General features: G+C 67.5%; 22 protein-coding genes. 10 read left to right on the top strand and 12 right to left on the bottom strand.

The window, feature by feature from the left end:
- Positions 1-114: 114 nt before the first annotated feature.
- On the top strand, positions 115-732 hold the full coding sequence (locus tag ABZ827_RS11785) for a TetR/AcrR family transcriptional regulator (RefSeq protein WP_357236127.1): 618 nt from the start codon (positions 115-117) through the stop codon (positions 730-732).
- Positions 733-829: 97 nt separating this feature from the next.
- Here the strand turns inward: ABZ827_RS11785 and ABZ827_RS11780 are convergent, their stop codons facing one another.
- From ABZ827_RS11780 to ABZ827_RS11770, 3 genes are all read right to left on the bottom strand, one after another.
- Positions 830-1492 (bottom strand): SUMF1/EgtB/PvdO family nonheme iron enzyme, encoded by a 663-nt coding sequence (locus tag ABZ827_RS11780; RefSeq protein WP_357236623.1) that lies wholly within the window; start codon positions 1490-1492, stop codon positions 830-832.
- Positions 1493-1565: 73 nt separating this feature from the next.
- Entirely contained in the window at positions 1566-2204 is a 639-nt protein-coding gene (locus ABZ827_RS11775) for an NAD(P)H-binding protein (RefSeq protein ID WP_357236125.1), read from the bottom strand.
- A 68-nt stretch (positions 2205-2272) separates the two neighbouring features.
- Positions 2273-3517, bottom strand: a complete 1245-nt coding sequence (locus ABZ827_RS11770; RefSeq protein ID WP_357236124.1) for an MFS transporter — start codon at positions 3515-3517, stop codon at positions 2273-2275.
- Positions 3518-3596: 79 nt separating this feature from the next.
- Here ABZ827_RS11770 and ABZ827_RS11765 point away from each other — a divergent pair, with 79 nt between their 5' ends.
- Complete coding sequence (locus ABZ827_RS11765) at positions 3597-4505, top strand: LysR family transcriptional regulator (protein WP_357236123.1); 909 nt, start codon at positions 3597-3599, stop codon at positions 4503-4505.
- On the opposite strand, the gene ABZ827_RS11760 is transcribed toward ABZ827_RS11765, so the two are convergent.
- The gene (locus ABZ827_RS11760; protein WP_357236122.1) at positions 4462-5085 is read right to left on the bottom strand and encodes a class I SAM-dependent methyltransferase; all 624 of its coding nucleotides are present in this window, start codon (positions 5083-5085) and stop codon (positions 4462-4464) included. The two genes, ABZ827_RS11765 and ABZ827_RS11760, sit on opposite strands and share 44 nt — an antisense overlap.
- Before the next feature lie 184 nt (positions 5086-5269).
- A complete protein-coding gene (locus tag ABZ827_RS11755) occupies positions 5270-5659 on the bottom strand; it encodes a MarR family transcriptional regulator (protein WP_357236120.1) in 390 nt (129 codons plus the stop codon).
- Positions 5660-5750: 91 nt separating this feature from the next.
- Between ABZ827_RS11755 and ABZ827_RS11750 the strand changes: the two genes are divergently transcribed.
- The gene (locus ABZ827_RS11750) at positions 5751-7181 is read left to right on the top strand and encodes an MFS transporter (RefSeq protein ID WP_357236621.1); all 1431 of its coding nucleotides are present in this window, start codon (positions 5751-5753) and stop codon (positions 7179-7181) included.
- 78 nt (positions 7182-7259) lie between these two features.
- Here the strand turns inward: ABZ827_RS11750 and ABZ827_RS11745 are convergent, their stop codons facing one another.
- From ABZ827_RS11745 to ABZ827_RS11725, 5 genes are all read right to left on the bottom strand, one after another.
- Positions 7260-9566, bottom strand: coding sequence for a M20/M25/M40 family metallo-hydrolase (locus tag ABZ827_RS11745; RefSeq protein WP_357236119.1), 2307 nt, complete (start codon positions 9564-9566; stop codon positions 7260-7262).
- Between the two features lie 62 nt (positions 9567-9628).
- The gene (locus ABZ827_RS11740; RefSeq protein ID WP_357236117.1) at positions 9629-9916 is read right to left on the bottom strand and encodes a hypothetical protein; all 288 of its coding nucleotides are present in this window, start codon (positions 9914-9916) and stop codon (positions 9629-9631) included.
- Positions 9913-11475 (bottom strand): radical SAM protein, encoded by a 1563-nt coding sequence (locus ABZ827_RS11735; RefSeq protein WP_357236115.1) that lies wholly within the window; start codon positions 11473-11475, stop codon positions 9913-9915. The genes ABZ827_RS11740 and ABZ827_RS11735 overlap by 4 nt, the downstream gene beginning before the upstream one ends.
- Positions 11475-11885: a hypothetical protein gene (locus ABZ827_RS11730; RefSeq protein ID WP_357236113.1), complete on the bottom strand. Its 411-nt coding sequence runs from the start codon at positions 11883-11885 to the stop codon at positions 11475-11477. The genes ABZ827_RS11735 and ABZ827_RS11730 overlap by 1 nt, the downstream gene beginning before the upstream one ends.
- On the bottom strand, positions 11882-12637 hold the full coding sequence (locus tag ABZ827_RS11725) for a prolipoprotein diacylglyceryl transferase family protein (RefSeq protein WP_357236111.1): 756 nt from the start codon (positions 12635-12637) through the stop codon (positions 11882-11884). The genes ABZ827_RS11730 and ABZ827_RS11725 overlap by 4 nt, the downstream gene beginning before the upstream one ends.
- Positions 12638-12795: 158 nt before the next feature.
- Between ABZ827_RS11725 and ABZ827_RS11720 the strand changes: the two genes are divergently transcribed.
- A complete protein-coding gene (locus ABZ827_RS11720; protein ID WP_357236110.1) occupies positions 12796-13362 on the top strand; it encodes a flavoprotein in 567 nt (188 codons plus the stop codon).
- A gap of 73 nt (positions 13363-13435) precedes the next feature.
- Here the strand turns inward: ABZ827_RS11720 and ABZ827_RS11715 are convergent, their stop codons facing one another.
- On the bottom strand, positions 13436-14641 hold the full coding sequence (locus tag ABZ827_RS11715) for an MFS transporter (RefSeq protein ID WP_357236109.1): 1206 nt from the start codon (positions 14639-14641) through the stop codon (positions 13436-13438).
- Positions 14642-14739: 98 nt separating this feature from the next.
- On the opposite strand from ABZ827_RS11715, the gene ABZ827_RS11710 reads away from it, so the two are divergent.
- From ABZ827_RS11710 to ABZ827_RS11690, 5 genes are all read left to right on the top strand, one after another.
- Complete coding sequence (locus tag ABZ827_RS11710; RefSeq protein WP_357236107.1) at positions 14740-15696, top strand: LysR family transcriptional regulator; 957 nt, start codon at positions 14740-14742, stop codon at positions 15694-15696.
- A 141-nt stretch (positions 15697-15837) separates the two neighbouring features.
- A complete protein-coding gene (locus tag ABZ827_RS11705; protein WP_357236106.1) occupies positions 15838-16329 on the top strand; it encodes an SRPBCC family protein in 492 nt (163 codons plus the stop codon).
- A gap of 361 nt (positions 16330-16690) precedes the next feature.
- Positions 16691-17047: a type II toxin-antitoxin system RelE/ParE family toxin gene (locus ABZ827_RS11700; RefSeq protein ID WP_357236104.1), complete on the top strand. Its 357-nt coding sequence runs from the start codon at positions 16691-16693 to the stop codon at positions 17045-17047.
- A gap of 27 nt (positions 17048-17074) precedes the next feature.
- Positions 17075-17362: a helix-turn-helix transcriptional regulator gene (locus tag ABZ827_RS11695; protein ID WP_051158315.1), complete on the top strand. Its 288-nt coding sequence runs from the start codon at positions 17075-17077 to the stop codon at positions 17360-17362.
- 12 nt (positions 17363-17374) lie between these two features.
- Complete coding sequence (locus ABZ827_RS11690; protein ID WP_357236102.1) at positions 17375-17647, top strand: SRPBCC family protein; 273 nt, start codon at positions 17375-17377, stop codon at positions 17645-17647.
- A gap of 208 nt (positions 17648-17855) precedes the next feature.
- Here the strand turns inward: ABZ827_RS11690 and ABZ827_RS11685 are convergent, their stop codons facing one another.
- On the bottom strand, positions 17856-18143 hold the full coding sequence (locus ABZ827_RS11685; protein ID WP_357236100.1) for a hypothetical protein: 288 nt from the start codon (positions 18141-18143) through the stop codon (positions 17856-17858).
- 151 nt (positions 18144-18294) lie between these two features.
- Here ABZ827_RS11685 and ABZ827_RS11680 point away from each other — a divergent pair, with 151 nt between their 5' ends.
- A complete protein-coding gene (locus ABZ827_RS11680; RefSeq protein WP_357236098.1) occupies positions 18295-18663 on the top strand; it encodes a hypothetical protein in 369 nt (122 codons plus the stop codon).
- The last annotated feature ends 31 nt before the right edge of the window (positions 18664-18694 follow it).

Genomic DNA, 18694 nt, shown 5'->3' with positions numbered 1-18694 from the left:
TCGCCCTTTCGGCGAGCGCGGACTCGGCCGCACCCGATCTTCAACGTGAATCGTATGATTCATGTTGAATCACCTGATGTCAATGAAGGGACCGGCCGGTGCGAGGATGAATCGATGAGCGCACCCAAGCTGTGGCGCGGCCGGACGCTGGACGACAGATCCGCGGAGCGCCGCGAACAACTCGTGGACGTCGGGTTCGACCTGCTCGGCACCGACGGGGCGGTCGCCGTCACCATGCGGGCCGTGACCCGCCTCGCGAATCTCAGCCCCCGCTACTTCTACGAGAGTTTCGGGGACCGCCACGCGCTGATCATCGCCGTCTACGACCGCCTCGAAACCGAACTCCTGACCCGGCTGAGCGCGGCCGCGCCCGATCCCGACCCCAACATCACCATCCGTTCGGCACTGGAGATCTGCGCCGCCTACTTCGAGGAGGACCCCCGCCGCGCCCGGGTCCTGCTCCGCGAACCCCTCACCGACGACGCGCTGCGCCGGCACAGCGCCGGCCGCCTGCCGATTTTCCTCCGCACGGTCGTCCCGGCCCTCGGTGACCAGATCGCGGCACTGCTACCCGACAGCGAGGAAACCCTCGCGATCACCGGCACAGCTCTCAGCGGCGCGCTGGTCGCGCTCTACCTGGACTGGATCGACGGACAACTCCGGGTACCTCGGAACCGGCTCGTCGACGCGGGTACCGAAATCGTGCTGTCACTCACGCGAACCCGTACCTGACCGCTCTCCCAACAGCAACGACCGCCGAATGGATTTCCCGCCGGAGCCCCCTTCGTCCGAACCTGATTCCCGCCGCTGTATCCGAACCACTTGGCATTCACCCGGTATGCGCCCCAACGGAAAACACCGACTGGGCAACTCGGAACCCGACATCGTCGAGCCGTAACGTCGGATGGCTACGCCGGCGCACCGACGCCCGACAGCTCCAGTGTTCGTCGAACCAGCCGCCGCCGCGCAGTACCCGGTAGTCACCGTAAACAGCGGGATCGTAGATATCCCAGCACCACTCCCAGACATTGCCGAGCATGTCGTACAGTCCCCACCCATTGGGCCGCTTCCCGCCGACGGTGTGCACGCGATTCGCCGAATTTCCCCGATACCAGGCGATCTCGTCGAGGTCTCCGTAACGTGGCCCCTCCGTTCCGGCGCGGCAGGCAAACTCCCACTCGGCCTCGGTGGGCAGGCGGTATCCGCCGGCGGCCGCGATCGTCTCCGTTGTTTCGCCCGCCCAGCGGTATACCGGTGTCAGGCCCGCCCACTCGGACAAGCGGTTACAGAACCGCACCGCGTCGTCCCACGACACGCTGTCCATCGGTAACGCTGCCCCGGGTTCTCCCCCACCATCGGTTCCGGCAATGGCCGCGTACTGCTCTCGGGTCACCGGCGTCTCCGCGATCCGGTATGCCGCCAACTCGACCGACCAGGTGCTTTCCGTCCGGCGATCCGACAACTCGACGCGCCCGGGCCGGACGTCGACCAGCTGAATCCCGATATTCACCCGCTGTGTCTACCAGCATCGGCAGCTCGGCTGATATGTGGCCGGGCATTCGGCGTCAGTAGGCAGCGGTAAATCGTATGCCGCGGTGAGCGGGTCTTTCGGCTTCGTCGAGCAGGACCACCGCGAGGTCTTCGTATGACAGTGCCGATACCCCCAGCCGATCGGTTACCAGCGTGTCCCGGCCCAGGCGATAGCGTCCGGTACGGACGCCGGCGTGCAGTTGTGCGGGTGGGCTGAGGTAGGTCCAGTCGCGATGTGCGGCGGCACGGCACACCTCGAGCTGGTCCGCGCAGGCGCGGGCGATATGCAACAGGGATTCGGGGAATCCCGGCTCGTCCATCACCGTCACCCCGCCGGCGCCGGGCACGGTCAGTGTCGCCGCGCCGCCCACGAGCAATAGCCGGGTCCCGGTGCGCGCTGTCCCGGTCATCAGATTCGCGGTGGTGGTGATCAGCTCGCCCTCGCGTCCGGCGGCCGGCCGGGTCGCGCTGATCACTAGATCCTGTCCGCCGGTGAGGTCTACGACATCCTCGAGGTCGGCCGCATCACCGATCCGGACCTCCGCGTCACCGGGGATCTCGCCTGCCCGGGCGGGGCTACGGAGAACCGCGGTGACGTGGTGGCCGCGGTCCAGGGCTTCGGTGACCGTCCGGCTACCGACCTGCCCGGATGCTCCGAAAATGGTGATACGCATGGGTTTTCTCTCTCCGGAATCGATTGCGTTTCGCATACTGTTGAGGGCGGAAGGCCCGCGGCCGGTACTCACGGCCGGCGGCGTGACGAGCGGGCGGATAGGGCGAGTGCGCGTTCCACGGCCCACAGCAGCAGGGTGGCCGAAGCCAGCGCACCCCCGGCCACGCTGACACCGAGCCATCCGTTCCATGCCCACGCGAGTGCCGTGAGCGCCGATCCGGCCGCGCTACCGAGGAAGAACGCTGTCATGAACGCCGAGTTCAGCCGGTTGCGGAGTTCGGGGGCGAGCGCGTAGAGCAGGTTCTGGTTGCTGTTGAGCAGCGACTGCTGAGCCACGGTCAGGGCGATCGCTCCGGCGATCAGGGCGAACAGCGAGGTTCCCCCGGCGCCGAGCGCGACCCAGGCCACCACCAGCAGCGCCGCGCCCACTCCGGCGACCCGGTGCGCATATCCGCGGTCGGCCAGGCGTCCGGCAATCGGTGTCGCGACAGTCCCGACTATCCCCACCAGCCCGAACAGCCCGATCGTCGCCTCCGACCACTGGTAATGGGAGCCGACCAGCAGGAAGGTCACTCCGGTCCAGAACATGTTGAAGGAGGCCATGGACAATGCGCCCAGAGCCGCCCGCGCACGTAACACCGGTTGCGTGCGGAAGAGTCCGGCAGTCGATCGGAGCAATGCACGATAGGGCATCCCCACCGGCGTATGCAGGGTGGGTAGTGCCCGCCACAGCGCGACGGCGACCACGGCCAGTACGGCCGCTCCGAACCAGTACACGGTGCGCCAGCCACCGAATTCACTCAACTGACCCGCGACGGCCCGGGCCAGCAGGCCACCGATCAGCACACCGCTCATCACCGTGCCGACCACCCGTCCCCGGCGCTCCGGACTACTCAGCGCGACGGCGAAAATCACCAGCACCTGTGCCGCGACCGACGTGAAAGCGGCCAGCGCGGTCGCGCCGAGGAGAACGGCGCCGCTGCCGGCGGTACCGGCGATCAGCAGGAAGACGGCGGTGGCACCGAACATTGTCACCGCGAGCCGCCGCCGCTCGAACAGATCGGCCAAGGGCAGCAACAGCATCAGTCCCAGCGCGTAACCCGCTTGAGCGGCGGTGACGATGAATGCCGCGGTACCGGTGCTCAGGCCCAGGTCGTGGCGGATCAGGTCCAGCAGCGGTTGAGCGAAGTAATTACCCGCCACGATCAAGCCGGTCGAAACGGACATCAGCAGCAGGAGCCCGCGCGGCATCCCCGGGCCGTATTCGGAGGTTCTCTCGCGGTGGAGCGGCCGGGCCGCTGTCGTCACTGTCATGCATTCAACCCTGAGCCGCCGGGATCAATGAGTCCAACACATGTTTGTCAGCTTAACGATCGTGATTCACGATAGATGGATGGAACTGCAGCAGATGCGGTACGTCATCGCCGTGGCGGAGACGAAGAACTTCACCCGCGCCGCCCAGCGATGCCTCGTGGTGCAGTCCGCACTCAGCCACCAGATTGCCCGGCTGGAAAAGGAACTCGGCGCGAAACTCTTCGAACGAACGAGCCGCCGGGTCGAACTCACCCCCGCCGGCGCGGCGTTCCTCCCCGCCGCCCGGCAGGCGCTCGAAGCCGCGGAACGAGCGCGCGCCGAAGTCACCGCCGCGGCCGGCGAGATCCGCGGCCGCCTCGCGATCGGCGCGATTCCCACCGTGGGCGCGATCGATCTGCTGGGCACGCTACGGGATTTCCGGACTCGCCATCCGCGGGTCCAGATCAGCTTGCAGGTGGGCATGAGCGGTCATCTCGTGGACGATGTCCGGCACGGCACGCTGGATATCGCTTTCCTCGGCCTACCTGCCGATACCGAACCGAGTGGTGTTACGGCCGTGGAGCTCGGCCGCGGTGAACTGGTCGCCCTGGTGTCCCCCGCTCACCCCCTGGCGGGCGAACACGAGGTGGAACCGGCCCGGCTGGGCGAGGAGCTGTTCGTCGATTTCCCCGCGGGCTCGGCCGGGCGAGCCCAGACCGATCAGGCGTTCACGGCCGCCGGAGTACCGCGCGAGGTGGCTTTCGAAGTGGTCGCGGTGGACTATTTCGTCAAATTGATCCGGCAGAACCTGTGTATCGGCCTGCTGCCGGCCTCCATTGTCGCGGCATATCCCGACCTTCGGGTCGTCACCCTGCGCAATCCGCCACGGCGGGTGGAGTACGTGGTGTGGGGTCCGCGAAAACCCGGACCGGCCGCCGCGGCCTACCTGTCCGCCCTGGGGGTCCTCAGCGCGAAAGCACGGCCACCAGGAAATTCGAATCGTCGGTGAACGGCCGCAGATCCCAGGTCGACAGCAGCAGGTCCGGGTGCAGGCCCTGATCGGTGGCGTCGGCGCGGAACTCGGCGAACTCGTAACCACGATCGGCACCGAAGCCGATGACCACGCGGCCGTCCGCCGCGAGATGCCGCCGGAACGCCGCGAGTACGGCCGTTCGAGTGGCCGGCGCGAGGAAGGTCATCACATTGCCGGCACAGACGATGACATCGAAATCGGCCTCGACGCCGCGCGCCGGTAGATCCAGTTGAGCGAGATCCCCCACCAGCCACGTCGGGCCCGGATAATCCGCTTCCGCCGCGGCGATCAGCACCGGGTCCACATCGACCCCGACCACCGCATGCCCGGAATTGTGCAGAAACCCGCCCAGGCGACCGGCCCCGCAGCCCGCGTCGAGTACCCGGCCCCGCCGGCCGAGCATCGCATCGATCAACCGCGCCTCCCCGAAGATGTCCTGGCCCTCCGCGGCGAGATCGCGGAACCGCTGCACATACCACTGCGAATGCGCCGGATCCGCGGCGACGAGCTCCTCCCATTTGCTCGGAACCCGCCCTTCGGGGGTGTGGGCGTTCATCCGGCTCCTCCTCGGCTCGGCCCTGCATGACTGTCACCAAACCGTACGTCTCCCGATACAGCCGCCGCGGCCGGGCGACCCCGGACGGATATCGGTATCCGCCGATCCCGCGGCCGCCGAATGTGGTGAACAGACCCGGCGGCCGGTACGGCAGGCGGGTCATCGGGACGTGCCGCTGGGTCGCTCAACCCAGGTGTTTGCGCAGAACTTCGAGGTGGGTCGGCTTGGCGTCGTCCAGTCGCGTCCGGCCCGCCGGGGTCAGTTTCAGGAAGTTGGCACGCCGGTCGAAATCGCAGGCTGCCCGTTCCACCAGACCGGCCTTCTCCAAACGGGTCACGGTGCGCGACAGCGCGCTCTGACTCAGGTACATCTCGGTCTCGATATCCTTCATCTTGACCTTCTCCTGCTGTTCCAGGCCGCACCGTCCGCCGAGGACCTGCAGGAGTTCGAATTCGCTGAGCCCGAGCTCGTGCCGCGCCTGCAGAGCGCTCTCCAGTTCACAGGATGTGCCGTGGTAGAGGCGGAGAGTTTCGGACCACTTCGCGCAGACATCGTTGTCGGAGTCGTGGTACATGACCCGAGATTATCATGTCAAGTCATTATATGCTCACGCATTACATGCGTTGACATTTAATGCTCGTGCATTTAAGTTTGCCGTCGTGACCATGACTGCCAGCACCTCGCAGATCTCCACCCCGGCCGCCGCCCCGACCGCCGGCCGCTGGGGACCCAAACTGTGGGCCATCCTGTTCGTCGCCGGCCTGGCGATGTTCCTCGACGCCCTCGACGTCTCCATGGTCGGCGTGGCCCTCCCGTCCATCGGCAACGAACTGGGCCTGGACACCTCCGCACTGCAGTGGATCGTGAACGGCTACATCCTCGGCTACGGCGGCCTGCTACTTCTCGGTGGACGAGCCGCCGACCTACTCGGACGCCGGCAGGTCTTCCTGACCGCCCTGGTGGTCTTCGGTATCGCCTCACTGATCGGCGGCCTCGTCGACGCCGGCTGGCTGCTGATCGCGACCCGGATCGTGAAGGGCGTGGCCGCCGCGTTCACCGCTCCGGCCGCCCTCTCGATCATCACCACCACATTCAAGGAGGGCCCCGACCGCAACCGCGCCCTGTCGATCTTCGCCGTCTTCGGCGCCACCGGATACGCGTCCGGTCTCATCGTGTCCGGCCTGCTCACCGGCATCGACTGGCGGCTGACCTTCTACCTGCCCGTGGTCGTTGTCGCCGCGGTCGTTTTCGCCGCCTACATCGTGGTTCCGCGCAATACCGAAAAAGAAGAAGGCCGTATCGATTTCACCGGCGCGGCGCTGCTCACCGGCGGCACGCTCGCCGCGATCTACACCATCGTCACCGCACCGGAGACCGGTTTCACCGCGACCGTTATCGCGACCACCATCCTGGCCGTCGGACTGCTCGCCACATTCTTCGTGGTCGAGAACCGGGTGAGTCACCCGCTGGTGCGGCTGAGCATCTTCCGGGTGAAGTCGATCGTGCGCGCGAATCTGGCCGCCCTGGCCATCTTCGGCTCGTATCTCAGTTTCCAGACCATCGTCTCGCTGTACCTGCAGAACACCCTGCACTGGGAGCCGCTGCAGATGGCCTTGGCCATGGCGCCGACCGGCATCATCGTGGCGATCCTGTCACCGGTCGCCGGGAAGCTCATCGACCGCTTCGGCACCACACCGATGATCCTCGCGGCTCTCACGTCGTTCGTAGCCGGCTACGTCTGGTTCCTGACCCGCGGCGGCAGCCCCGACCCGGCCTATGCCGTCGACTACCTGCCCGCGTTCCTGCTACTCGGACTCGGCTTCGCCCTGGGCTTCTCGGCCGTGATGGTGCAGGCCACCGAAGGTATCGCCGACCATGAACAGGGCCTGGCCTCGGGCCTCGTGCAGACCTCGTTCCAGATCGGCGGCGCGGTGGTGCTCGCCATCGCGACCGGACTGATCAGCGGCGCAACCACCGACGGTATCGCCGGTTACCGGCCCGGCCTCTACCTGGTCGCCGCGGTCGCGGCGATCGGCCTGACAGCTTCCGCCGCGGCGCTCCTGGGCCGCAGGCAGCCCATCGCCGAAATCGCGTAATCGATATCCGCGCTGTGGGGTCGCCGCACCGGCGACCCCACAGCCAGGATTTCCGCGCCGCTGCGGCGTATTCGGGGTCTACAGCTCGAAGGTCCGCGCTACCGCGGTGACGTCGCCGTCCTCGCGGACCGAGGCGATGGTGTCCGGTGGGCGCGGCCGGAATCCGGGTGCGTTCGCGATGTCGTGGGTTTCGTCGATCACCGTGACACGTATCCGGTCCGCGCCGGGTGTGCGGACCGTCAGGTCGACACCCTCCGGCGGAAGATCGCGGAACCGGATCTCACCCGGCCAGGTATTCGGCCGGGTGCCCGTGACGGGCACCGTGACCGGTTCGGCGCCGGGCGCTTTCGCGGTGGCGAGGTCGATCGGCTGATCGATACGCAGGATCAGCGACGTCGCCGAGCGCGCGGAGGACACGTGCATTGTCACGGTATCCCCGTTGCGGTGGCGGACCTCGAGTCGTGGACCTTCCACGTCGATCGGTTCGGCCGGCCCTGTCCACAGTGGACCTCGTGCGTAGCCGGGCGGAAGTCCGGAGGTATCGCGACCTGTGACGTACCCGCCGGTCCAGTCGGTGGGGTCCCGCTCCGCGCTCACCCAGTGCGCCCGGCCGGTGCCGGTGTCGAGCACATAAGCGAGGTGACTGCGCTGCGGACGCGTCGGCCCGGTCGAATCGGCCACCAGACCGGCGGCCACCGAAACGAACCCCACCACCGCCAGGACCGCGGGCGCCGCCCACAACTTCCCGGGCCGGACCTCGGGCGCCGGCAGCAGCATTTCGACCGCGGGAAGCAGCATGAGACCGAGTACGGCCAGGCAGACCGCGCCGGCGCCGCCGTATGCCAGGCCGACAGCGTCGAATATTCCGCGGGCCAGAACCGGGAAGAACACAGCGGATACCGCGAGACCCAGTACCAACGCGATAACGGGCCACCCGGCCCAGCGCACCGGCATCGACGCCAGCAAGAAACCGGCCGCGGCACACACTGCCGGCAGCGTGAACAGAAAAGCCGCGCCGGGCGCTACCGCCGCGCACACCACGCCCAGGGCGGCCGGCCAGACCAGCGCCCCGATCGCGAGCGCGGCCGGCCCCAGCCGGCGACGCAGCAGCAGGTACCAGACCAGCAACGCGACCCCGGCCGCGGCCGCGAGGGCGGCCTCGTAGCACTCCGGGCGATACAGCAGACCGTTCATCAGCTGGTATCTCGGCCGCAGCGCCACCAGCAGCCACCACAGCGCCTGCCCGAGGCCGATCGACGCACCCAGCGGGATCGCCGCCGATACCGCCGCCAGCATGATCCGCCGGGCATCGGCCGACTCCCGGCGCCGCGCGAGTACGGCCAGCGCCGCCACGAGCGCCACCGCCAGGATCGCGAGCGGCCAGACCAGCGCGTTCGGGTAGCGGACGGAGATCGGGCCGAGCCGGAAGTAGGTGGCGTCCCGATCGGTTCGCAGGGCCAGCAGATCGGCCGCGCCGAGCGCCCGGGTGAGCGCCAGCATGTTCTCGCCGTGGTGTTGCAAACTGCGCGGGTCCAGGTTGGCGAGGGAATCACCGGCCGTGTGGTAGTACGCCGGCTGTTCGATGTAGGCGAAGTTCAGTCCGGTGAATCCTGCCGCCGCGAACTCGCTGAAGTCGGTGTCGTTCGGCAGATTCCGGTAGATCTCGGCCATCGACGAATCGCCCCTGGGGTCCGGCACCGCGTCGGCGAAAAGGGCCGCCAGCTCCGCATTGCCGCGGGATGTCTCGAACATCAGCGAAGGCCCGCTGACCCCACGGGCCTCCCAATTGAGTACGACACCGCCCGCACGCCCCAGCGGATGCTCCCGGGCGAAGGCCTCCGCACCCAGTAACCCGTCCTCCTCCCCGTCGGTGAACAGCAGCACCAAGTTGTTGCGTAACCCGCCGTCCCGGCTGATCTGCCGTCCGACCTCCAGCATCGCCGCGACCGCCGCCCCGTCGTCGGACGCTCCCGGCCCGGTCGCGACCGAATCGTAGTGCGCGGCGAGCAGCACGGTCCCGGTGGCGTCCCGCCCGGGAAGGGTCGCGATCACGTTGTCCACCCGGCCGAAGGTCGCCAGCCCCGGCCCCGCCCCCGCCCCGACGGCGTGCTGGATCTCCACCCCGAAACCCGCCGCCCGCAGCTGGTCCTGGATATAGCCCGCGGTCCGCTCGCTCGCCGCACTGCCCATCGGGCGCGGTTCCGTAGCGAATCGGTCCAGGTGGGCGCGGCCGCGTTCGGCACTGAACTGTCCCGGCACCGACGCGGGAACCGGCTCCCGGTCGTTACCTTCCGCTTGCACCGCCAGTCCCGCCACACCCGCGAGAATCAGCAGCACCACCGCGCCCAGTGCTCGATGGCGCGGGTCGATCAGTTTTCGGATCACTCCCCGACGTTAGAGGGGTTGCGCTCCGGTGGCCCGGCGCGGCGCGCACGAGGTTTCCGAGATCACAGCAGCAGCGCCCAGACCCCCACGCCGGCGAGAACAGCGAGATAGCCGAGCACCAGCCGGGTATCGCGTAACCAGCACCGGCTGCGCCACAAGCCGCGCCGCCGGGCGCGCCAGTATCCGGCGAAACCCACTACCGCGAACGCGGTCAGCGCTATCGGCCCCAGCGCCCAGGTCAGCAGGGCCACCGTCGCGTAGATACACAGGTTGAGCGGATCGGGTGGGTGTTGCCGTGCCACGGCCTCCGCGTAGTACACACCGCGCTGCTCGGGCGCGTCGCCGGTCACGGCACCGTCACCGGTAGCAGGGCCCGGCCGGCCGGGGCCGCCGCGGAGAGCCGCTGCCGGGACAGCGCCGGCCACGCCTGCACCGCGCAGAAGGGCGCGCACTGATCGGCGTCGCCGCGGGTGCCCACGTGCACACAGCACTGGGTGAGCCGCTCCTCGATCATGGTCGACATATCCATGAACGGTTTCACGGTGATCCGCACGACCCGCTCGCCCAGCAGTTTCCGCAGCCGGGATCGCCGGCCGGGCAGCGCCGAGGACGCCAGCGTCAGCAGGGTCGACATTCCCAGATCGCAGTTCTCGCAGATACTGCTCCAGACCTGCCCGATATCGGGATGCGACAGCGATGACTGTTCCGACAGCAATCCCAGTAGCGATTCGCGCACCGCGATCCGCAGTTCGGCGGGTAATTCCTGATCGGCTATCCGGTTCGCCACCAGCCCGAGCCGTTCCTTCAGCCGGTCGTGCCCGATCAGGCTCACCAGCGATCGCCATTCCCCGCTGTCGTCGCGCAGCAGATAGCCGACCGAACAGCAGTGCGGATGCGAGCACGGCAGGGCGGTGAGGTCACGCCAGGTCACCAGGCCGCCTGTCTGCGCGGCGAACCGGTCCAGCACCCCGGTGTGGGTGAGCCGCCGCATCGGGTCGATGGCACCGGACCGCCCGGACCCGAATTGCGGCTGGATCGACACCCCGCCGACGAACGGCGTATCCAGCGCGGTGCGCACCACCGCGCCGATCTCGTCGTCGTTCACCCCGAGCGCCGCGGTCATCACCAGCGTGGTGAAGATCCCGTGCTCCGAGAGCCGCCGGAGTGCTTCGTCTTTCAGCACCCGCAGATCGCCCCCGCGATGATGTTTCGACGCCTCCGCGGTGACCCCGTCGAACTGGAGATACACCTCCACCCGTTCCCGGTACCGCGCCAGCAGCCGCACCAGCTCCTCGTCGCGGGCAATACGAATGCCGTTGGTGTTGACCAGGATCCGGGTCACCGGACGCGCGGTGAGCTCCGCCAGCAACCGTGCCAGTTCGGGATACAGTGTCGGCTCGCCGCCACTGAGCATCAGGACATCCAGTTTGCCGTTCTCCCGCGCCAGCCGCTGGTCCACATTCGCCAGAACATCCTCTATTGCCACCACTCCGTGGAGATCGGGCGCGGAATCGGCGAAACAGGTGGGACAGCGCAGGTTACAGCTGTCCAGGAGATCTTCCAGCAGGATGCAGGTGTGCTGGGTCTGCATTTCGGGCAGCCCGCGCAGATACGCCGCCGGCACGGGATCGAAATTCCCGGCGACGTCGGGCAGGTGGGCCTTCGTCGGCGCCGTCCACTCTTCGAGGTAGGCCAGGATCTCCGGATTCTCGTCGTAGAGCGTGCGCACCATCCCGTGCGACGGGCAACCACGTTCGAGATAGACCCGCCCGTCCCGCTCGGCCAGCCATCCCGACAGCCGTCCCACCTCCGTCAATGCCCGCTCGGGATTCTCCTCGTGGCACAGCGGGCAGAAAGCGTTCACGTAGCGCAGGATTCGGTCGCCCCGCAACGGCATCCCGGTCGTCATCACAGTGCCCCGGACAATGCCGGCACCTCGGCGGCGCTGTACATCGACGGGTTCACTCCGGTGCAGAAACCGGCGGTGCAGATCGTCACCAGGGCCCAGCCGATCATCAGCCCCATCCCCATCCCTTTGCCGGCCGGTGTCCGGCGCAGGATCAGCGCCGTCCCGCCCCCGAACGCGGCCAAGACGCCGATCACCGCCGAAACCCCGACGGCGATATCGGTCGTCCGATCCGAGCTCTCGACGACCGAGAGGAACACGAAGAACCCGACCGATCCGATGACCGCGATGGACAGGCATGCTCCGACCACCGCGTACCCGGCGATCGCCAGACCCGAACCGCGCCGTGGAGGCGGCGGACCACCCGGCGACCCGGGCGGCAGAGGCGGAGGCGGAGGCGGTGGATAGTTCACAGCGCAACCTTTCGTCGAAGAACACCGTCGTAATGCCCACGCCGGTAACCGATCCTCAGCCGCACCACGACCAGTATCAACCCCGGGAGCAGAAACCACTGCGGCCGAGTCAGGTCCAACCACACGGTCTCGTTCGCCCGGGTGAACTCGACCAGGAACCGGAACACCGCATACGCGCTCACATACAGCGTGAACAGTTCCCCGGGCGCGGTGATCCGGTCCCGCGCCCACCGCAACCACAGAAAAGCGGCCAGCTGGAACACGATTTCGTAGACGAAACTCGGATGCATCGCCGACCCACTCGCACACCCGGGACATTCCGGTACCGTCCCCGGCGCGTGCACTCCCCACGGCAACCCGGTCTCCCGCCCCGGCGCCTCGGTGAGATGACACCCGATCCGCCCGACCGCCATCCCCAGCGCCACCGCCGGCGCGAACAGATCCCCGGTCCGCTCCCGGTACCCGATGATCCGCTTCGCCACCAGCACCCCGGCGTACGCGCCCAGCAGCCCACCGAGCACACTCCGCGCCCCGAACATCCAGCTCTCCAGGGGGTCGAGGGTTTCGGCGAGACTCGACAACCGCATCCCGATCGCCCCACCGACCAGCGCCCCCGTCACCGCGACCAGAGATTCCTCCCGCAGCGCGTCCCGCCGCCGGCATTCCAGCACGAAAACGACAGCCGCCACCGCGACCCCCAGCGCGACGAAGAACCCGTGAGTGGGGATCCCCGGAATCAGGTGCGGAACCATATCGGGAGCCTATCGGCGGACCCGAGGCCGGAGATGAGTGAAACTACCTGCCGCCGAGTGCCGAACCACCACGCCGGCCCGCAGCCTTCACACCCATTCCGACCACGGGCCCGGCGAACTCATACGTGGTGCGATATCAGAACTGACATCATGGGGCCATGAACGAGCAGGGAGAACCGGTTCTGTACGCCATCGTCACCGGATCACCGGCGGCACAGGAGGTCGGCAAACTGGTCGACCTTGCGCAGGAGAACGGCTGGGACGTCTGCGTCGTCGCCTCCCCGGACGGCCTGCGCTTCATCGATGCCGAATCGCTTGCCACCCGGACCGGGCACCCGGTACGCAGCCGGTACAAAGACCCGGGCGCACCAGATGTGCTCCCACCCGCCGACGCCCTGATCGCCGCCCCGATCACCTGCAACTCGCTGGCGAAATGGGCCGCGGGTATCTCGGACACGCTCCCCCTCGGGCTGCTGGTCGAGGCGGTAGGCAAGGGCCTGCCGGTGGTGGCCGTGCCCTACTCCAACCGCGCCCAGATCAGCTTTCCCGCCGTACAGGAGGCGATGCGCAAACTATCCGGCTGGGGTGTCACGGTGCTCGCCGGAGCCGGGGTCTACCCACAGCACGAACCCGGGATGGGTGAACGCTACTGGGACCTGTTCCCCTGGGAAAATGCCTGGCACGCACTGCTCGACCATCCCGCACTCACGGCCGGCGGTTCCTGACCGACTGTCCCCCGTGACCAGCGCTGCCTTGTAGTACGCGTCGGCCTTGTAACCCTGCACGAGGCCGTCACAATCATGCCGATGGTGACGGGATGTACCGGGCCGGCGGCGATATCCGCGTGGCCAGCGCGGCCACCGCCGCCACGCCCGCCGATCCCCACAGCAGAACGGACAGCCCGGCGCCGTCGAGGATCACTCCTCCCAGGAACGATCCCAGCGCGATACTTCCGGTGAAAGCACCGACATACAGTCCGGAAACGGCTTCCCGCCGCTCCGGTGCGGCCTGCACGGCCCAGAGCTGGCTGCAGACCGACACACCTCCGTACGACAGTCCCCACAGCACCAGCACCCCGGCGGCGCCGAGCACGGTGGTACCCAGCAATGGCATAACGATCAGCGCGGCAGCTATTCCGGTGGCCAGGACGAGCAGCGTCGACCGAACCCATCGTGTGGCTGCCGCGCCCGCGGCGAAATTCGCGACGATCCCGCAGAACCCGTAGAGAAGAAGCAGTAACGAGATACCGAGGCCGTGGACACCCGATAGCGCCTCCAATGCGGGCCGCACATAGGTGTAGGCGGCGAAATGTGCTGTCACCACGAGAGTTACCGCGACCAGACCCCTGCGCACCGCCGGAATCGCGAGGAGCGAGCCGAAGCTCGCGGTGGCGCCCACTTCGGTGTGTGCGGGCAATGCCGGCAGCAGTACTGCCATCCCCGCGGCAAGTACAAGAGCCGCCAGGGCGACTGCACCGAAGGCACTGCGCCATCCCGCGATATCGCCGAGCACGGTTCCCAGCGGCACACCCAGGACGGAGGCCACCGCGACACCGCTGACCACCGCCGACACCGCGAAGCCCGCGCGGCGAGCGCTCACCAGCCGGGTGACGAGGGCAACCGCCAGCGCCCACACGGTGGCCATGGCCATTCCGACCACGGCCCGGCCGAGCGCGAGCACCACGAATCCCTGTGCGACCGCGGTGATCAGGTTCCCCGCCGCAAGCAGGACCGCGGCTCCCACCAGGACCCGGCGACGGTCGAGTACTCCGATCACCCGAGGGACCAAGGGGGCCACCAGCGCGGCCACGACACCGGTAACGGCCAGACTGAACCCCGCGGTACCCGCGGAGATGCCCAGCCCTTCGGACATCGGGGTGAGAATGCCGACCGGCAGCATCTCCGCCGTGACGACGAGAAAGGTGGACAGCGCCAGCACGGCGATCGAAGACCAGCGTTCGGCGGGTTCGGCCGCGGACACCCGCGATTCACTCACAAGGGACATGACTCCAGTCAAGGATGCGTGGTATCGCGGAACAACGGTGATCAGCTCATTGTTCGATCAGCTGAACTGATCGATCACTCCGACCCGGAAGGAGCGGCATGCCGGACCTTCCCGTCCGCGAGCTGGAGTGCCTGCTGATACTGGCCGAGGAGCTACATTTCGGCCGGACAGCGCAGCGCCTGCGGGTATCGCAGAGCCGGGTGAGCCAGCTCGTCGCCGCGCTGGAACGCACCATCGGCACCCAACTCGTGCACCGCACGAGCCGCCGCGTGACCCTCACCGATTTCGGCGCCGGCTTCGTGGATCGAGTGCGGCCCGCGTACACCGAACTGGCCGACGTGGTGGGCGGTGCGCGGCAGGAAGCCCGGCACGAGAGTCCCGCCCCGATCCGTCTCGGCTTCCAGGGCATCGCCTACGAGACCGTCACCTGGACCCTCACCCGATTCGCTCGCGAGAACCCCGACGTGGCCTTGTCGCTGCAGGAAATCCCGCTCGGCGACCCCTTCGGCGCACTACTGGACGGCCGAATCGATGCCGCCGTCGCACTACTACCGGTACGGGAGCCGGAGCTCTCGGTCGGTTACGTGTTCCCGCCCGCCCCGCGAATGCTGGCCGTAGGACACGGCCACCCGCTGGCGACGACCGAACACATCGACGCCGAAACCCTGGCCACCGTGGACCTCGTCTCGGTGGACGGACCCGCACCGGACTATTGGCGTGATGTGCACTTCCCCCGCTTCACCCCGCACGGCAAACCGATCGCGGCCACGATCCGGGTAGCGACGCTGCAAGAGGGTATGACCCTCGCCGCCACCGGCCAATACGCGATGCTGACCTGCCGCCCGGTGGCAGAGCGCAACCAGCGCGCCGACCTGCGCTTCGTGCGCGTCACCGGATTCGACGAAGAGTCACGAATGGCATTGCTCTGGCGCTCCACCCACCGCCGCCCGCAACTGACGAAACTCGCGGCCTTACTCGGCGAACTCCCCGGCACCACCCAGGCCGACCCGTTCACCACTCCGAGGTCACCGGCGCGGCTACCGGCGGTTTCCTGACGATGTCCGGACCGCCGCCGACCGAGGCGACGCCCTCCCGGCCATACGAGTCGGGGAATCATCGACCATGCCATGACCTCGTAATATGAGGCGAGGTTGCTAACGCAGGCCGCTTTACTCGAGAACCCGGAGCGCTCCGTCATGAAGTACACCGTCTCGATCGAGATCGCCCTGCCGCGGGAGAAAGTGGCACAGCTGCTCGCCGACCCCGCACACCTGCCGAAGTGGCTGCGGGGCCTGGTGCTGCACGAGCCGCTGAGTGGGGTGCACGGGCAGGTCGGCACCACATCGCGGGTCGTGCTGCAGACGGGAAAGCAGAAAATGGAGGGCACCGAGACCGTCACGCGCCGGGAACCGGCAGACCTGCGCGAGATCCCGAAAGGCAGCGTCGTCCACTTCGACCGCGAGATCGTCGGCGGGGGCATGTGGAGCGCCGCGCGCGAGCGGCTGACCGAAGCCGGCCCGGAGACGACGCTCTGGGAGAGCGAGAACGAATACCGGTTCGACGGCTTGCTGATGAAGCTGGTGGGGCTCCTGATGCCCGGCGCCTTCCGCAAGCAGTCGCTGCAGCACATGCAGGACTTCAAAGCGTTCGCCGAGCAGGGAAAGGATGTCCGCGAAGCGAACGACTGATCTACGACCAGCGCCCGTCTCCCGCCCAACTGGATCCGCCACGCATCGCGCGGATACCGCTCACCGACCGACTGCGATGGCTCCCGCCACAGCTTCCGCTGTCCGGCGGGCGCTGCTCCGGATGCCCGGAGAGCAGCTGCCGGGTGAGGCCTTCCAGTTCGGCCGGCACCCCATCCATCGGTTCCAACGCGAACGGCCGCGAGCCAGTGAGCAGTTTGTAGAGCAGACCTCGGCCAGGTAGTGGGCCGAGAAATAGTCGCCGCGATTGACGAGAGAATCGAGCCTCATCGCGCTGCCTCCTGCTCCGGAACGGGTACGACGGCACCCGACGAGTATCACATACGCGTGATAATATGTCTCCATGCTGTTCGAGATCATCGCCGAGCCCGAAGTGGTGGAGTTCTTGCATCGCTTGAACGCCACCGACCGCGCTCGCGCTGACTTCGCGGCATCACTGCTGGCGGAATACGGCCCCACCCTGTCCGAGCCGTACTGCAAGCATCTCGGCGATGGTGTCCGTGAGCTTCGTTTCACGATCTCCACCTCAGCGGCCGTCCGGATTACCTACTGGTTCCCCGGTGGGCCACTGGTCATCATGTTGACCGTGTTCACCAAGTCGCAGCAGCGGGAGTCCCGGGAGGTGGAACGGGCCAAGCATGCGAAAAAGGTGTGCGATACCGAACACGACAGGACCTTTCACAACGTGTTCACGCTGTGACGAGCACCGAACCATGAGGAGATCATCATGAGCATCAGCCAAGAGGAATTCGACCGGCGCAGCGCGGAGGTGCGCGCGACACCGGAGTACCAGGAGGCGTACCGGAGCGCCCAAATTGCCTACGAACTGGGCAAAAAGGTTCGTGAGGCGCGCGAAGCGCGGGGGTGGACGCAGGCCGAACTGGCCCGGCGGGCAGGTATGAAGCAGCACGCTGTCAGCCGATTCGAGGCCGGCGATGTGGTCCCGACGCTGACGACGCTGGATCGCATTGCCTCCGCTCTCGAATCGCATCTGACCATCGATTTCGCCGCATAGCGTCACAGGGCGGTGAGGTCGCCGGTTCGGCCGGTATTGGTCGTTCACTTCGACCGCGAGATCGTCGGCGGGGGCATGTGGAGCGCCGCGCGCGAACGGCTGACCGAAGCCGGTCCGGACACAACGCTCTGGGAGAGCGAGAACGAATACCGGTTCGACGGCTTGCTGATGAAGCTGGTGGGGCTCCTGATGCCCGGTATGTTCCGCAAGCAGTCGCTGCAGCATATGCAGGACTTCAAGGCGTTCGCCGAACAGGGAAAAGACGTCCGCGAAGCGAAGGACTGATCCACGATCAGCGCTCGTCTCCCGAAGAGTGGGGAGCAGCCCACGTGACAGCGGCCCAGGATCCTGATTGGCAAGTAGCGAGTGTTTCAGGACAGTGCCTACCAGAGGCACAATGCCTGACCGCCGACGGCGAGCAGTGGCCAGACGAACAGCGGAAATCTACCGCGCGTGCGGCGACGAGCGAGCGCGGCGAGGACAAGACTCGTCACTACGGCCGCCACCGGAATGACCACCGCGCCCAGCAGTAGGAGTTCCTGATCGGCGGCGGCGCCCTCTTCGTCGCATCGATCGGCCGACCACCGCACGACGGCGCGGAGAAGGTTCCACTCCAGGCCAGGTACCAGAGGAACCCGAACCCGTTGAGCAGCGCGAGTCCGCAGACCCCGACCCACAGCACAACGGCCGCCACGATATCGGCGACGCGATGACCGGTATTGCGGATCGACTCCCCGAACCGGCCCGGTTCCGGTGGCATCGGTGCGATGCGATCGTCCACCCGATCCCCCTGTCGTCTCGGCCGGTGCCGATCGTAACCCCGTCCCCCGCCCGCCAACGGGGAGCCCGAATCCATTCAAGATGCGGAACTCATTCGAGTATGCGTATTGTGATGCGAATTTATCTGCATCACAGGGGAAGAGGGGGATTCGATGTCCGTCGAGAAAACTGCCCGCCGCCTACCGGTCGTGGCCGCGCTGATCTCCGGCCTTGCGGTCGTGGCGGTGTCGACCACTGTCGGCGCGGGAACTGCTCAGGCGGTACCGGCCGGACACGCTTTCTGCACTGCGGCCCCGGTGGGCAGCAAACTCGATATCGACTGTACGAACACCGATGTCGGCGCAGCCACCGCAGGGGTCATTGGCTTGTGCACCAACCTGCGCATTCTGTATCGAGCCGGGGAGCGGATCCGCCCCGAATCGACGGTCGAATGGAGCGAGGACTGCGGTCCGGGTGCCCACCCGATCCTGTGGCAGGCGAGCGCCGAAACCGACTACCAACGGAGTATGCGCGCCGAGTGACGCGGCTCGGCCCGGGTGACGATCGACGCGC

The organism is Nocardia sp. NPDC019395, assembly GCF_040632335.1.
In the GTDB taxonomy this organism is placed as follows: Bacteria; Actinomycetota; Actinomycetes; order Mycobacteriales; family Mycobacteriaceae; genus Nocardia.
This window is presented reverse-complemented; position numbering and strand designations above follow the sequence as displayed.